The sequence below is a fragment of the Jatrophihabitans lederbergiae genome, from assembly GCF_031845305.1.
GTDB classification, from domain to species: Bacteria; Actinomycetota; Actinomycetes; order Mycobacteriales; family Jatrophihabitantaceae; genus Jatrophihabitans_A; species Jatrophihabitans_A lederbergiae.
Genome location: NZ_JAVREH010000023.1, coordinates 53,093 through 67,621, shown reverse-complemented (window position 1 = coordinate 67,621; position 14,529 = coordinate 53,093). Strand labels below are relative to the sequence as shown.

Here is a 14,529-nt window from a genome sequence, read left to right as displayed (position 1 = left end):
CCCGCATGTTCGGCGGTAGCAGGAACCCCTGGTCACGCCGCAGCGGACGATACCCCTTCGCCATAAACCAATTCTCCCAAACCGCTGCTGGAAACCGGCATGGCGACACGCATACTGCAACAGCCTCCACGGGTGGGAATCGGGAGGTAGGACTGGCTCAGGCCCATGCAGCCGTAGCCGATGGCTGAGACCTGCAGGGCGTGCTCGCCCGTGCCGAGCGTTCTGGTGTGCATGTGGTTGCTCCTTTGTGGTGATGTCCGCGCGTCGGCGACGGCGCGTGGAGTCGTGCGAGTGTCAGGGTCGCAGCAGCGTCTTGATGGCGCGCCGTTCGTCCATTGCTTTGTAGCCTTCGGCGACCTGGTCCAGGGGCAGGTGAGGTCGAAGACCTTGCCGGGGTCGATCTCGCTGTTCCAGATGCGCTCGATCAGGTCGGGCAGGAAGCGGCGTACTGGTGCGGGTCCGCCGTGCAGGTGGACGTGGCTGTAGAACAGCTCTTCACCGGGCAGGGTGACGTCGTGGGAGACGCCGACGTAGCCGACGTGGCCGCCGGGGCGGGTGGAGCGGATGGCCCGCATCATCGACTCCTGCGTACCGACGGCCTCGATGACGCTGTGTGCGCCGAGCCCGTTGGTGAGGTCCTTGGTCTTGGCCACGCCGTCGTCCCGTCCTCTGCCGCCTGCTGCGGTCCTGGGCGCCGCGTTCGGTGACGATGTCGGTGGCGCCGAACTCGCGGGCCAGGTTCTGCCTCGCCTCGTGCCGGGAGAACGCGATGATCCGTTCGGCGCCCAGCTGCTTGGCGGCGAGCACACCGAGCAGGCCCACTGCGCCGTCACCGACGACGGCGACGGTGTTGCCGGGCTGCACGTCGGCGGCAACGGCGCCGAACCAGCCGGTACCCAGGACGTCCGAGGCGGCCAGCAGCGACGGCATCAGATCGTCGCCGGGGACCTCGGGGGTGGCGACGAGGGTGCCGTCGGCCAGCGGGACACGCAGGTACTGGGCCTGTGCGCCGCCGGCGCCGACGTACTCGTGACCCATCGGGGTGGGCTGGGTGACGGGGTTGATGCCGCGGTAGTCCCACAGGTCCGATCCGCACACGCAGGTGGCGGACATGCGGATGACCGCGTCGGTGGGCTGCTCGATCTTGGGTCGTCGCGGTCCTCGAACCGGACGTCGCCGGGGGCGTGGATTACTGCTCCGCGCATGGGATGGACTCCCTTCTGTTGCTGTTCGGTGTTGCGGTCACGCTATCCAGACAACCGCTCATCACGCGGGCGTGGGAGGGCGAGCTTGTAGGGGGGACAAACGCAACCTCCCTCGCTGCTGGGAGATCCGTAGCGTGAACGTCGTGGACAACCGAGCCGAGATCCGTGAGTTCCTGGCCACCCGTCGGGCCAAGATCAGCCCGGAACAGGCGGGCCTGCCCGCCGGTGCCGGAGCCCGACGTGTCCCGGGCCTGCGCCGTGAAGAGGTTGCCGTTCTCGCCGGGGTGAGCACCGAGTGGTACATCCGGCTCGAGAAAGGCCACATCAGCGGCGTCTCGGACGATGTCCTGGACGCAGTCACCCGCGCCCTGCAGCTCGACGAAGCCGAACGCGATCATTTGTTCAACCTCGCCCGCGCCGCCAAACCCGTCCGCACCCCGCGTCGGCGCGCCAAGACGCAGATTCCGGTCAGCGTGCAGCGTGTGCTCGATTCGATGACCGGCACCGCCGCGTTTGTCCGCAACGGCCGTCTCGACATCCTGGCCAGCAACACGCGCGGCCGGGCGCTCTACTCCCCCGTCCTTGACAAGCCAGCCCACCGTGGCAACATCGCCCGCTTCGACTTCCTCGACGCCCGCGCGGCCGACTACTACCCCGACTACGACGGTGCGCTCGCCACCGCGGTCGCGTTGCTGCGCACTGAAGCCGGCCGCGACCCCCGCAACAAGGACCTCACCGAACTCGTCGGTGAACTCGCCACCTGCAGTGAGGCGTTCCGCACCCGCTGGGGCGCGCACGACGTCCGCCTGCACCGCGGCGGGATCAAGACGTTCAACCACCCGGTCGTCGGTTTCATGGAACTCGCCTACGACTCGATGGACCTGGTCGCCGCTCCCGGCCTGGTCCTCACCGCCTACACCGCCGAACCCGCCACACCCTCTGCGGACAACCTGGCACTGCTGGCCTCATGGGCTGCCACCGAAGCAGCAAGCACGCTCGCCACCGCCACCCCGGACGACGCCGACACGGTAGACACCGCCAGCTCTGACTGACTGCCACACTGCCAACGGCGCGGCGAGCGACGGTCTTGACCGTCCCCTGCCGTCCGCCTTTCAAGGAGGAATATCCATGAAACTGACCGCACCCAGCAAGACCGCAACAGCGCCCGCCCAGGCGTTCACCGGCGACGTCTACGTCAACCCGATCAAGCAAGCCGAGGAACCATCGCGGCTCCTCGCCAGCATCGTCCGATTCACCCCCGGCGCCCGCACCAACTGGCACTCCCACGCACTCGGCCAAACCCTGCACTGCACCGACGGCCTCGGCCTCGTCGTCTCTCGCGACGGCACCGTCATCCGCATGCGCGCCGGCGACACCGTCTGGACCCCGCCCGGCGAAGAACACTGGCACGGCGGCACCGCAGACAACATGATGTGCCACCTCGCCATGCTCGAAGGAACCGGCGACGGCGACGGGACGAGCTGGCTCGAGCCCGTTACCGACGAGCAATACCAGGCTGCCAACGCGTAGCCGCACAGCCGAAGCATCCCGACCGAAGCATCCCCGGCCGCGGCGTAGGTGTCTGTGAGCGGGCCTAGCGCAGACGGTTCCCAACGGCAGGGTCAAGTCGGGCATCGCGGTACGGCGTACCGGCAAGCGTTCCGCCGACGATCAGAAAGCCGACCGCAGCCACCCACAGCATGGTGCGCAGGCCGATCGCGTCGCCGAGCACGCCCCCCAGCGGCGCGCCGACGACGATCATTGCGCGATTGATGGAGCGCATCGTGGCGTTCATCCGTCCCTGCAGGTGGTCGGGCGTGATCGTCTGCTTGTAGCCCATCTCGTTGGCGTTCCCGATGCCCATCGACACGCCGAGCACCAGTTCCCCGGCGCCGAACAGCACCCAGCCGGACCAGTGACCCGAACTCAGCGCGACCATCGCCCAGGCCAGCGCACAGCCGAGGTGGGACACGATGACGATCCGCCCCGCGCTGTAGCGCGCTCCCAGAGCGACCGCGGCGAGACTGCCCGACAGACCACCTACTCCCCCGGCGGCCAGTGCCGACTACCGTCAGCGCTATGACGTCGAACGAGTTCAGCCGGATCGCCGCCGACGCGATCTCGGACTGTGCAAGGAGTATCCCGCCGAGGCCACCTTCCTGGGAGACCACAGCCACGACGACCGGCTGTCCTACCCGACCGCGGCAGCGGCGCACCGGCGGCGTAGCGAGCTCACCGACCTGATCGCGACCCTGGACGCCTCCGATGCCACCGACTTGGGTACCGCTGACCTCGTCGACCGCGAAATCCTGCGCACCGCGGCCGCCAGCGAGATCTTCGGACTGAAGGAGCTGGACGAGGCCAGCTGGAACCCGATGGAGCACAACCCGGGGCAGGCGCTGTACGGGCTGCTGTCCCGGGACTTCGCGCCGCTGCCCGAACGGCTCACGAACCTCGCCGGCCGGCTGCGCTCCATTCCGGATTACCTTGTCGCCGCAAGGGAAAGGCTGACCGACCTCTCGGCGGTCCACACCGAGACGGCGATCGCGCAGCTGGACGGCACGCTGGCCCTGATCGAGACCGCAGTGCCGGCCGCCGTCACCGAAGCGGGTGTCGGCAGTGACACTGGCGGCGACTTCGGTGCTGACGACTTCGGTGCTGACATCACCCGGGCAGCTGCCGCCGTCCGCGAGCACCAGGCCTGGCTGCGTGACCAGCTGCCGCGAGCCGACCGCTCCCCCCGGCTGGCGAGGACCTGTTCACCCGCAAGCTTGCACTGACCCTGGCGACCCCGTGGCGGCCACAGACCCTGCTGGAGCAGGCTTATCGCGATCTGGACCGGGTGGACACCGAGCTCAGCGCGCTGACCGCCGCCGATCCACACGCCGGCCGCCGGGCCATCGCCGCGGAGTTCGACCGGCTCGCCGAGGACATGCCCACCAGTGAGACGATCCTCGGCAACTGCCGCACGGCGCTGGCCGAGACCACCGAGTTCGTCCAGCGCCACGACCTGCTCACCCTGCTGCACGACCCGGTCGAGGTCATCGAGATGCCCGAGATCGACCGGGGCGTCGCGGTGGCGTACTGCCGGGCCGTCGGCGCCCTCGAGACGGCACCGCTGCTGACGCAGTTCGCGGTCTCCCCCACCCCTGCGGACTGGTCGCCGGAGCGGGTCACGTCCTTCTACCGCGAGTACAACAACCACATGCTGCATAACCTGACCGTGCACGAGGCGATGCCCGGCCACGTCGAGCAGCTCTCGCACTCGCGGCGCTACCAGGGCAGTACCGCGATTCGCAGCGTCTTCGGCAGCGGCTCGTTCATCGAGGGGTGGGCGGTCTACGCCGAGGAGTTGATGGCCGAGCTGGGCTACCGCGGCGACGTCAGCGCCGAGGCGGCCGCAGCCGTCCGGATGCAGCAGTTGAAGATGCAGCTGCGGATGATCCTCAACACCATCCTGGACATCTCCTTCCACACCGGGGACCTGGACGAGGCTGGCGCGATGGCGCTGATGACCGAGCGTGGCTACCAGGAAGAGGGCGAGGCGGCCGGGAAGTGGCGCCGGGTGCAGCTCAGCTCCACCCAGCTCTGCACGTACTACGTGGGTTACCTGGAGGTGCGCCAGGTCGTCGCAGACCTGCGCGTTGAACATACCGACTGGTCGGTTCGTCAGGTCCACGACGCCGTACTGGGCTTCGGCTCACCGCCCGTCCGGCACCTGCGCACCCTGCTCGGGTTGCCGCCCGCGGCGTGAGAGCGACGTTCCCGATCGCGCTGGCGCACCGTGGTTTCTCCCGCGACGGCGCGGAGAACTCGATCGCGGCGTTCCAGGCGGCGGTCGCCCTCGGGTACCGCCACCTCGAAACCGACGCTCGCGTGACGGCGGACGGGGTGGCGCTGGCGTTTCACGACTCGATCCTGGACCGGGTCACCAACCACACCGGACGGGTGGCCGACCTGAACTGGCGCGAGGTCAGCGCGGCCCGGATCGTCGATCGCGAGCCGATTCCGCGGCTGGAAGACGTGCTCGCTACGTTCGGTGGCGTCGAGGTCAATATCGACGTGAAGTCCGATTCCGCGGTCGGCCCGACGATCGACGCCATCCGCCGGACCGGCGCCTGGGCCAGGGTGCGGCTGGCAGCGTTCTCGCACGCGCGCCTGCAGCGGTTGCGCGCGGTCGCCGGCCCGGCGGTGGCCAGCGCCCTGTCGCCGCCGGAGGTGCTATCGCTCAAGGCGCTCGAACGGATGCCGGCCCTGGGCCGCCTGCCCGTTCGCGCCAGCTTGCCCGGTCGGGTGTGCCTCCCCGCGAGCACGGGCATGCCGGCCCGTCCAGGTCTGGCGGCTCAGGTGCCCGCCGCGGCCGGCCGCTTCGGGGTGGTCACCCGGCGGTTCGTCGAGGCCGCGCACAGCCGGCAGATCGCGGTGCACGTCTGGACGGTGAACCTGCCCGCCGAGATGACACGCTTGCTCGATCTGGGCGTAGACGGCATCATCACCGACCGCGCGGACCTGCTGCGCGAGGTGCTCCGGGAGCGTGGCCAGTGGCAGAGCTAGCGTCGACCGATCCGGCGGTGGTGGCCGGACCTCCCGATCCGGCGGCGCTGTTCCGGCAGCGGCGTGGTTGGTACTACTACGCCTGGGCAAGTCACGTCTTTCCCACCATCGTCGTCACGGTGTTCATGGGCCGCTACCTCACCTCGGTGGCCGAGAACGCCGTCGGCAACCAGGGCCGGGTGCACCTGTTCGGGTTTCCCGTCGCGCCCGGCAGCCTGTTCGTCTACGTCGTGTCGCTGTCCACCGTGCTGCTGGTGATCGCGATGCCGGTAGTCGGCGCGATCGCCGACCGGACCGGTGCCAAGCGTGAGATCCTGCTCGGTTTCGGCTGGCTCGGTGCCGCCGCGTGCGTCGCCATGTTCGCCGTCCGCGGCTCGAACTGGCAGCTCGGGGCAGTCCTGTTCGTGGTGGCGTACTTCGGGTACTCCTGCGCGACGGTGGTGAACTACTCGCTGCTCATCGACGTGTCCGCGAGCGCGGATCGTGACCGGGTGTCCTCGCGCGGCTGGGCGATCGGCTACATCGGGGGCGGGCTGGTCCTGGCCGCAGACTTCGTCCTCAGCCTGTTCCTGTCCGACAAGGCACTGCTGGCGCGGATCTCGCTCGCCTCGGCCGGAGTCTGGTGGGCGCTGTTCAACATCAAGCCGTGGCTGATGCTGCGCCAACTGCCGAGGACCGCCGCGCCCGGCCGCTCGGAGGGTTCGGTGCTGTTGGGCGGCTTCCGGCAACTGGCATCGACCCTGCGCGACCTGCGGCGCTACCCGCACACGCTGGCGTTCCTGATCGCGTTCCTGATCTACAACGACGGCATCCAGACCGTCACCACGGTCGCGGCCCAGTACGGCGACAAGCAGCTTCACCTGGACGACACGGTGCTGCTCTCCTCGATCCTCATCGTGCAGTTCGTCGCGTTCGGTGGCGCGCTCTGGCTGGGTCGGCTGGCGGGGCGGTTCGGGGCTCGGCCGGTGGTGCTGGGGTCCCTGGTCGGCTGGCTGGTGCTGGTGGTCGTCGCCTATTTTCTCAAGGCGGGTGCCGCGTGGCAGTTCTACCTGCTGGCGGTGGCCATCGCGATCGTGCTCGGCGGCAGCCAGGCGCTGTCCCGCTCGATCTTCTCGCGGCTGATCCCGTCCGGGCGCGAGGCCGAATACTTCGGCTTCTACGAGGTCAGTGACTCCGGCACCTCGTGGTTCGGGCCGCTGCTGTTCGGCCTCGCCTACCAGCTCACCGCCTCGTACCGCAGCGCGCTGGCGTCCCTGGTGGTGTTCTTCGTACTCGGCTTCGTGCTGCTGGCGCGGGTGCCGCTGCGGGCCGGCATCGAGCAGGCCGGCAACACCGCGCCCGCCAGGGTGTGACGGCACGTGGCGGCGCCGGAAACTCCTGCCGACCGACCCGCCGAACGCGACAGTGCCCTCGCCGCGGTTCCGCCGCCGGCAATCGGCGCGCGATTCCGATGCCGGCGCACCTGAAGTTCTGCTACGGCCTCGCGAGGGCGACACCGTGGTCGTCGCGGACACCGGGTCGTCATCGGCTCCGGGTGCTGACGACGTGCGGTACCAGGTGCTGTGCCGGGCACACTTCCGCAGCGGCCGACTGGGTGTGACGCTGATCGGCGAGCAGCTGGCGCTTGGATAGCGCTGCTGCTGGCTGCTGGCTGCTGGCTGCTGGCTGCTGGCTGCTGGCTGCTGGCGCTCAGTGCTGACGCTGATCACCGCTTTCAGCCCTGCTGGCGTTGCGAGATCGTCTCAGGTGGCGCAACTTTGCCCGGTTTGGGTCGCACGTGCACGGCCGTGAGCCGTCGGGGCGGTACCGTGAGGTCAGCGGGAATCATCTGCCGGGACCGTGCGTTGGGGTCTCGGTACCCAATCTGGGTGAGGAGTGATCACAATGGCCGATCGTGTACTTAGGGGCAGCCGCCTCGGCGCAATCAGTTACGAAACCGAATACGCAGCCGAGCCTGCGCCGCGTCAACTAGTCAAGTTCAAGTGCGAACGGCAGCACGAGTTCAGCGTTCCGTTCGCCCACGACGCCGAGCTTCCGGCGACCTGGGAATGCCGCCTGGACGGGACCACAGCCAAGGCCGTGGACCTTCCCGAGCCCGAAGCCAAGAAGGTCAAGGCGCCTCGGACGCATTGGGACATGCTCATCGAGCGGCGCACCGTCGCCGACCTCGAAGAGGTGCTGGCCGAGCGGCTGGATGTGCTGCGTGCGCGCCGCGGCGGCAAACCGAGCAAGAGCGCGTAATCAGCTGACCCACCAGAATCCCGCATCACCGGGGCTGTCAACCAGCCTCGCTGATGCGGGATCTTGCTTTCTGGCCGCTTTTCACGGCGGCTGGCATCCGGTCACGGCGGCGGAACGGCGGTTCAGCCGGGACGGTCGCGTTTCTGGTACGCGTCGACGCTGAGCCTCAGGGTCAACGCCGCCAGGCACAGGACCACGGCGAACCTCGGTGTGACATTCCCGGTGACACCGAGCAGGACGACCACCGCGACGCACCCGGCCAGCACCAGATCGAGCGCCCGCTTGCTCCAGTCCGAGTCGGCCGGCCGGGGTCGGCTCACGTGCGGCGGACCAGGCCCTTGAGCTGCGCGGCCCGGTGCGCCACGCCCCATTCGGTGACCCGCAGCAGCGCCTCGCGGACGATGTTGCCGCTCATCTTGGACTCGCCGCGCTCCCGCTCGGCGAACGTGATCGGAACCTCGGTGACCCGGAAACCGGCCTGCACCGCGCGCCAGGCCAGATCCACCTGGAAGCAGTAACCCTGTGACGAAATGGCGGACAGGTCGATCGTCTGCAGCACCTCGCGCCGGTATGCCCGGTAACCGCCGGTGGCGTCGTGCAGATTGATGCCCAGCGCCAGCCGGGTGTAGAGGTTGCCGCCGCGGGAGAGCACCTCGCGGAACTTCGGCCAGTTGATCACCTGCCCGCCGGGAACCCAGCGTGAGCCGAGCACCAGGTCCGAGTGCCCCACCGCCTCCAGCAGCCTGGGCAGTTGCTCCGGAGCGTGCGAGCCGTCGGCGTCCATCTCGACCAGCACGTCGTAGCCGGCGGCCAGGCCCACGCGGAAGCCCGCGACGTACGCCGCGCCGAGCCCAGCCTTGGCGGTCCGGTGCAGAACCTGGACCCGCTCCTCGTTCGCGGCCAGCTTGTCCGCGATGTCGCCGGTGCCGTCCGGGCTGTCGTCGTCCACTACGAGAACGTCCGCCGTGGGCACCGAGGCCAGTACCCGCTCCACGATCAACGGCAGGTTCTCGCGCTCGTTGTACGTCGGGATGAGAACGAGAACGCGCAGGTCCTCGTTTACCCCGCCGGCTGCCGTCGATCCCGCCCGTGGCTCGGTCACCGGTGCCCCTTCCCTGTTGTGGCCGCCATGACGTCAGCCTTCTGATGTGCGCAATGACCAGTGTCCTGTGCGACCGCCGGCCGCTCGGAAAGGGGGTCGCCGCCCGTCGGCCCCGCCGCGCGCCCGCGCCGCGAACGGGACGAGACAGCCAGCACCAGGCCGAGCAGGCCCAGGGCGGTGAACGCCCACTCCGGCGCCGCCCCGAGCCGGGTCGCCAGCGTCGTGGAAGTGCTCAGGCCGACGGAGCGAACGAGGATGTCGGGTGTGAAGAGGGCACCGGACTCGTCCACGATGCGGCCGTCCGGGCCGATGATGGCCGATTCGCCGCTGGTAGCCACCTGAACGACGGTCCGGTCGTGCTCCACCGCCCGCAGCCGGCTCATGGCCAGTTGCTGATACGTCTCGCCGCTGTGACCGAACGTCGCGTTGTTGGTCTGCACGACCAGCAACTGGGCTCCTGCCCGGACGGATGAGTTCACCAGCGAGTCGTAGGCGATCTCGAAGCAGATCACGTCGCCGACCGGGTACGGCGTCTCGGTGAGCAGCCCGTTGCCGCCGCCGGCCACCATGTCATGGCCGACCAGATCTACCTTGGCGCTCACCGCGCGCGCGATCGAGCGTAGCGGGATGTACTCCCCGAAGGGCACCGGATGGCGCTTGACGTAGCGCTGCCCCGGCCCGGGATCGGTCGAGGCCGACGGCATCCAGACGATGCCGGCATTCGTGACGTGCTGCGGGCCGGGGCCGTCCAGCAGCGCGCCGACGACGATCGGCACGCCGACCGCGTCGACCGCCTGCTGGATGACCCGCGCGGCGTCGGCATTGGTGGTCGGATCGATGTCAGAGCTGTTCTCGGGCCACAGCACCAGATCCGGACGGGGAACCGTACCCGCCTGGATCTCGGCGGCCAGCTTTCTCGTCTGCGCCACGTGATTGTCCAGCACCTGCCGCCGCCGCGCGTTGAACTCCAGGCCCCGGTCCGGCACGTCGCCCTGGATGGCGGCCACGGTGGTCGTCCGGGCCGGGTGGTCGTCCGGATGCAGCGGAAGCCACAGTGCCGCGCCCAGCACGAGCACGCCGACGGCCGCCGTGCAGCGCACCGTCCGGCGCACCGGCCCAGGCCCGCTGACAGCCGCCGCGAGGAGCGCCCCGATCAGTGCCACCGCGAAGGTCACCAGGGGCGCTCCGCCGAGCGGGGCGAACCACTTCATCGGCGAGGCGGCCTGGCTGAACGCCCACCGTCCCCACGGAAAGCCGCCGAACGGGAGCCGGTCGCGCAGCGCCTCTTCGCCGACCCACAGCGCGGCCGTCCAGCTGCTCGCGAAGCGGCGGCCCTGCACCAGCGGCAGCGCCGCACCGAGGGCCGCGAGGTACCAGGTCTGGGAGAACACCAGCACCAGCCAGGGCACCGCGCCGACATAGGTGGCGGTCCAGTGCAGCATCGGCAGGAACAGCCCGGCGCCGAAGACCAGGCCGGTCAGCGCCCCGGTGCGGCAGCGCTGCCCGCGGACCGCCAGCGACAGCCCGGCGATCGAGACGAACGCCAGCGGCCAGATCCCGAAAGGCGGAAAGGCGAGTGTGCCGAGCAGTCCCGCGACCGCGGCAAGCACCAGCCGCAGGGACAGCCTTGCTCGGGCGCGCCTGCGATCGGCGGGGGTCAGCATCATGCGAGCTCGCCGGAGTCGAAGATCTGCCGGCCCCGGACGACCGTGCGCAGGCAGCGGGGCAGCTCCGCGCCCGGTGCCAGGTCCGGCAGTCCGGGAACGCCGGAGCGCTCGTCGGTGCTCCACCGCGCCAGCCGCTCGTCCGGTGCATCGACGCCCAGCGAGCCGGCGGCGAAGATCGCGTACGTGGCGGGTGACCCGGGTGCCACGACCCCCGAGCCGTCGCCGTCCGCGCGTGCCGCCCGCCAGCCGCCGCGGGTGTGCGCGTTCAGCGCGGCCCGGGGGCCGAGGGCGTGCTCGGGGTTGGTCGGGTAGGTCGCCGCGCGCAGGGTTCCCCAGGGGTCCACGGCGGTCACCGGCGAGTCGGAGCCCAGGGCGAGCGGAACCCCGGCGGCTGCCATCGCGGCGAACGGGTTGAGCGTGCTCGCCCGCTCGGCCCCCAGGCGCTCGGCGTACATGCCCGCCGATCCGCCCCAGGTGGCGTCGAAGGCCGGCTGCACCGAGGCGGTCAACCCGGTGGCGGCCAGCGCCGCGACATCGGTGACCATCTCGGAGTGCTCGATCCGATGCCCTGCCCCGAACACGCCCGCGCCGCCGAACCGCTCCTGCGCCAGCCGCATCGCGGCCACCACCTGGTCGGTCGCGGCGTCACCGATCGCGTGAAACCCCGCCTGCAGGCCCGACTCCGTGCAGGCCCGGACGTGCTCGGCCAGCTCGGCGGTCTCGTACCGCAGGTACCCCGAGGTGTCGCTGTCCACGTAGGGCCGCAGCAGCCCGGCGGTGTGCGAGCCGATCGAGCCGTCGCAGAACAGGTCGCCGCCGGCGCCGACAGCGCCGAGTTCGAGGGCGGTGTGGACGCCGCGCAGCTCGCCCCAATAGGCGTACACCTCGGGCAGCGGCTCGGTCTCAGCACCGGACACCAGCCCCAGCAACCCCGTCAGGTCCTCGGCGCTGGAGATCTCGGGACCCGCCATCTCATGCACCGCGGCCACCCCGAGGCTGGCAGCGTGCCGCAGCGCGCCCCGGTGCAGGTCGGCACGCTGGCCGCTGGTGATGGCCGACAGCGCGACCGCCCGCGCGGCGTGGTGGGCCTGCTTGGTGAGGTGCCCGGACGGTGAGTAGCCCGCCATGGCGGCGAGGCCGGGAACCGAGGCCATCAGAGCCGAGGACACCGCCGCGGAGTGGGCATCGGTGCGGGCGAGGTAGACCACGCCCCCGTAGCTGGCGCGGTCCAGTTCGGTGGCGGTGGGCGGCCGGTGCTCGGGCCAGCGGGTCTCGTCCCAGCCGGAGCCGAGCAGCGGCCGGCCGCGGCCGCGGCGGGCGTGCTGCTCGATCAGCCCCAGCGCGGCGGCGAGCGAGCCGGCCGGCCACAGATCGAGCCCGCTGAGGGCCAGCCCGGTCGCCGTGGCGTGGAAGTGCGCGTCGACGAAGGCAGGCAGCACCAGCGCGCCGGCCAGGTCCACGGTGCGGTCTGCGGTCATCGTGGCGGCGGACTCTGCGTCACCCAGCCATGCGATGTCGGTGCCGTCCAGGAGCAGTGCGGTGGCGTTGCGGGCCCAGGGGCTGTAGATCCGTCCGTTGGTCAGCAGAGTGCGCACGCCTACGAGTGTGCCAGCCGATGCTGACAGCAAGTCCGTCAGCCAAGCTGGCCCAGCCCCATACCATGCAATACGGTGCTGTCATCACTTCACAGGAGGCACTCTCATGTCAGCCAGCATCGAGGATGTGGCAAAACGCGCCGGCGTCTCGATCGCAACGGTGTCCCGGTCCCTGCGTGGGCTGCCCGACGTCGCGGCCAGTACCCGGGATCGAGTTGTGACAGCTGCCCGCGAGCTCGACTACGTCGCCTCGCCGTTCGCCGCCCGGCTGGCCAGCGGCCGCTCGTCGACCCTCGGTGTGGTCGTTCCGTTCATCAATCGCTGGTTCTTCGCCGAGGTGCTCGGCGCGGTGGAGACCGTCCTCAGCGCCGCCGGCTATGACCTGCTGCTGCACAACCTCGGCGACAGCGACGGCCGTGAGCGGTTCTTCTCGATGCTTCCGGTGCGCAAGCGCGTCGACGCCGTCCTCGTCGTGAGCCTTGCCCTCAGTGACTACGAGGTCGAGGCTCTGAGCAGCCTGGAACTACCGGTGGGCGTCCTCGGGGTCAAGCACCCGGGCCTGTTCTCGGTGCGGATCGACGATGTCGCGGCAGCGCGGTCGGCCGTGCGGCACCTGCTCTCGCTCGGGCACCGGCGGATCGCGCTCATCGGCGGCGACACCGACGACCCGATGCGCTTCACTCCCCCGCACCACCGGGGCACCGGTTACCGCGATGCGCTCACCGATGCCGGCATCGACGTCGATCCGGCCCTGGAAGGCCTGGGCTACTTCACCGTGGCCGGTGGCGAGGCGGCCATGCTGCAGCTGCTGGCGCTGGACGAGCGGCCGACCGCGGTGTTCGCCGAGTCGGACGAGATGGCGTACGGGGCCATGCGCACGATCCGCCGGGCCGGCCTGCGGGTGCCGTACGACATCGCGGTGGTGGGCTTCGACGACCACGCCACCGCGGGCCTGCTGGACCTGAGCACGGTACGCCAGCCGGTCGCCGAGCAGGGAGCGCTGTTGGCGCGCGGCCTGCTCGCGAGCCTGGCCCATGACACCGAACCGAGCGATCTGGTGCTCGACACCGAGCTGGTCGTCCGCGGCTCGACGGTGCCCGCGGCCAGCGTGTACGCGCAGGTCGGCAGCGGCGACTAGCCGATCCAGGTACCGCTCGGCTGGGTTGCGCCGTTAATCCGGCCGGCTACCGGCGGCGGCCAGTTCGGCGGCGGTCGGTGGGTCGGCGCCCGCCCGGGCGCAGGTGAGGGCCGCGACCAGGATTGCCTCGTCGATCACCTCTCGCAGCTCCGTCTGTGCCGGCTGCCAGGCGCTGTCTCTGTGAAACCCCGCGCGTACCAGGGCATTGATCAGGCCGGCCATGAACGCGTCACCCGCGCCGACGGTGTCCACCACGTCCACCGTGCGCCCCTCCACGCCGAACACGGTTCCGTCCGTGCCCAGCACCCGCGCGCCGGCCGCGCCCTCGGTCACCACCAGCAGCCGCGGGCCGAGTTCTTGCCATCGGCGCAGCACGGTGTCGACGGGAACGTCCGGGTAGAGGAAGGCCAGGTCCTCGGCAGAGGCCTTCACCACGTCGCTCAGCGTCACCGTGGCCTCCACCTGCGCCACCGCGTCCGCGTGGTCTGCCATCAACGCCGGCCGGATGTTCGGGTCATAGCTCACCACCGCCTGCGACGTCGCCCGCCGGCGAGCCAGATGCTCGCGGATCACCGCCGCACCGGGTGCGGTCCAGGACGCCAGCGAGCCGGTGTGGATCCAGCTCGTGTCCGCCGGGGACCGGTCCAGCTCCTCAGCGGTCCACTGCCAGTCCGCGGTGCCCCGGACGTAGAAGTCGTAGGTGGCGTTGCGGTCGTCGTCCAGGCTCACCACGGCCAGCGTCGACGGTTCGGGGGCCCGGACCGCGGTGGACAGGTCGACTCCGTTGGCCTCGGCGTGCGAGCGCAATTGGCGGCCGAACGCGTCCACGGCAACCCGGCCCAGCAGTTGTGAGGGCTGGCCGAGCCGTGCCAGGCCGATGGCGACGTTGAAGGGGCTGCCACCGGGATGGGCGGTGTACGTCCGGTCACCGCCGGCGGCCGGGTCGGGTGCTGGGTTCGACTCAGCGTCCAACACCAGGTCGATCAGGGCCTCACCGATCACACACACCATGCCGCGACGTTATCGT

At 70.3% G+C, this 14,529-nt stretch carries 14 protein-coding genes and 2 pseudogenes; 8 read left to right on the top strand and 8 right to left on the bottom strand.

The annotated features are described in order from the left end of the window. Positions 1–32: 32 nt before the first annotated feature. Together RM423_RS25695 and RM423_RS15895 are read right to left on the bottom strand one after the other, a co-directional pair. The gene (locus RM423_RS25695) at positions 33–233 is read right to left on the bottom strand and encodes a hypothetical protein (protein ID WP_396327740.1); all 201 of its coding nucleotides are present in this window, start codon (positions 231–233) and stop codon (positions 33–35) included. A gap of 61 nt (positions 234–294) precedes the next feature. Beyond that, positions 295–1,205: pseudogene (locus RM423_RS15895) on the bottom strand (zinc-binding dehydrogenase). Positions 1,206–1,348: 143 nt separating this feature from the next. On the opposite strand from RM423_RS15895, the gene RM423_RS15890 reads away from it, so the two are divergent. Beyond that, positions 1,349–2,257: a helix-turn-helix transcriptional regulator gene (locus tag RM423_RS15890; RefSeq protein WP_311424023.1), complete on the top strand. Its 909-nt coding sequence runs from the start codon at positions 1,349–1,351 to the stop codon at positions 2,255–2,257. Between the two features lie 76 nt (positions 2,258–2,333). Then, positions 2,334–2,735, top strand: a complete 402-nt coding sequence (locus tag RM423_RS15885) for a (R)-mandelonitrile lyase (protein WP_311424022.1) — start codon at positions 2,334–2,336, stop codon at positions 2,733–2,735. Positions 2,736–2,799: 64 nt separating this feature from the next. Here RM423_RS15885 and RM423_RS15880 read toward each other — a convergent pair whose 3' ends face one another. Next, a complete protein-coding gene (locus tag RM423_RS15880; RefSeq protein WP_396327744.1) occupies positions 2,800–3,213 on the bottom strand; it encodes an MFS transporter in 414 nt (137 codons plus the stop codon). A 16-nt stretch (positions 3,214–3,229) separates the two neighbouring features. Here RM423_RS15880 and RM423_RS15875 point away from each other — a divergent pair. From RM423_RS15875 to RM423_RS15855, 5 genes and pseudogenes are all read left to right on the top strand, one after another. Further along, positions 3,230–4,959: pseudogene (locus RM423_RS15875) on the top strand (DUF885 domain-containing protein). Next, positions 4,956–5,759 carry a glycerophosphodiester phosphodiesterase family protein gene (locus RM423_RS15870; RefSeq protein ID WP_311424020.1) on the top strand — a complete coding sequence of 268 codons (804 nt, stop codon included), beginning with the start codon at positions 4,956–4,958 and terminating at the stop codon, positions 5,757–5,759. The pseudogene RM423_RS15875 and the gene RM423_RS15870 overlap by 4 nt, the downstream one beginning before the upstream one ends. Further along, positions 5,747–7,111: an MFS transporter gene (locus RM423_RS15865; RefSeq protein ID WP_311424019.1), complete on the top strand. Its 1,365-nt coding sequence runs from the start codon at positions 5,747–5,749 to the stop codon at positions 7,109–7,111. The genes RM423_RS15870 and RM423_RS15865 overlap by 13 nt, the downstream gene beginning before the upstream one ends. A gap of 145 nt (positions 7,112–7,256) precedes the next feature. Then, positions 7,257–7,391 carry a hypothetical protein gene (locus tag RM423_RS15860; RefSeq protein ID WP_311424018.1) on the top strand — a complete coding sequence of 45 codons (135 nt, stop codon included), beginning with the start codon at positions 7,257–7,259 and terminating at the stop codon, positions 7,389–7,391. Positions 7,392–7,643: 252 nt separating this feature from the next. After that, positions 7,644–8,000 (top strand): RNA polymerase-binding protein RbpA, encoded by a 357-nt coding sequence (locus RM423_RS15855; protein WP_311424017.1) that lies wholly within the window; start codon positions 7,644–7,646, stop codon positions 7,998–8,000. 122 nt (positions 8,001–8,122) lie between these two features. Here the strand turns inward: RM423_RS15855 and RM423_RS15850 are convergent, their stop codons facing one another. From RM423_RS15850 to RM423_RS15835, 4 genes are read right to left on the bottom strand one after another with little or no spacing between them, the layout of a single operon-like run. Continuing rightward, positions 8,123–8,320 (bottom strand): hypothetical protein, encoded by a 198-nt coding sequence (locus RM423_RS15850; RefSeq protein ID WP_311424016.1) that lies wholly within the window; start codon positions 8,318–8,320, stop codon positions 8,123–8,125. Continuing rightward, positions 8,317–9,102, bottom strand: a complete 786-nt coding sequence (locus RM423_RS15845) for a polyprenol monophosphomannose synthase (RefSeq protein ID WP_311424015.1) — start codon at positions 9,100–9,102, stop codon at positions 8,317–8,319. Before RM423_RS15845 ends, RM423_RS15850 begins: the two co-directional genes overlap by 4 nt. Beyond that, positions 9,099–10,769 carry an apolipoprotein N-acyltransferase gene (gene lnt / locus RM423_RS15840; RefSeq protein ID WP_311424014.1) on the bottom strand — a complete coding sequence of 557 codons (1,671 nt, stop codon included), beginning with the start codon at positions 10,767–10,769 and terminating at the stop codon, positions 9,099–9,101. The genes RM423_RS15845 and lnt overlap by 4 nt, the downstream gene beginning before the upstream one ends. Continuing rightward, positions 10,766–12,364, bottom strand: a complete 1,599-nt coding sequence (locus RM423_RS15835) for an amidohydrolase (protein WP_311424013.1) — start codon at positions 12,362–12,364, stop codon at positions 10,766–10,768. Before RM423_RS15835 ends, lnt begins: the two co-directional genes overlap by 4 nt. Positions 12,365–12,470: 106 nt before the next feature. Here RM423_RS15835 and RM423_RS15830 point away from each other — a divergent pair, with 106 nt between their 5' ends. Then, on the top strand, positions 12,471–13,502 hold the full coding sequence (locus RM423_RS15830; RefSeq protein WP_311424012.1) for a LacI family DNA-binding transcriptional regulator: 1,032 nt from the start codon (positions 12,471–12,473) through the stop codon (positions 13,500–13,502). Positions 13,503–13,535: 33 nt separating this feature from the next. Here the strand turns inward: RM423_RS15830 and RM423_RS15825 are convergent, their stop codons facing one another. Then, entirely contained in the window at positions 13,536–14,513 is a 978-nt protein-coding gene (locus RM423_RS15825) for a carbohydrate kinase family protein (RefSeq protein WP_311424011.1), read from the bottom strand. Positions 14,514–14,529 lie beyond the last annotated feature (16 nt).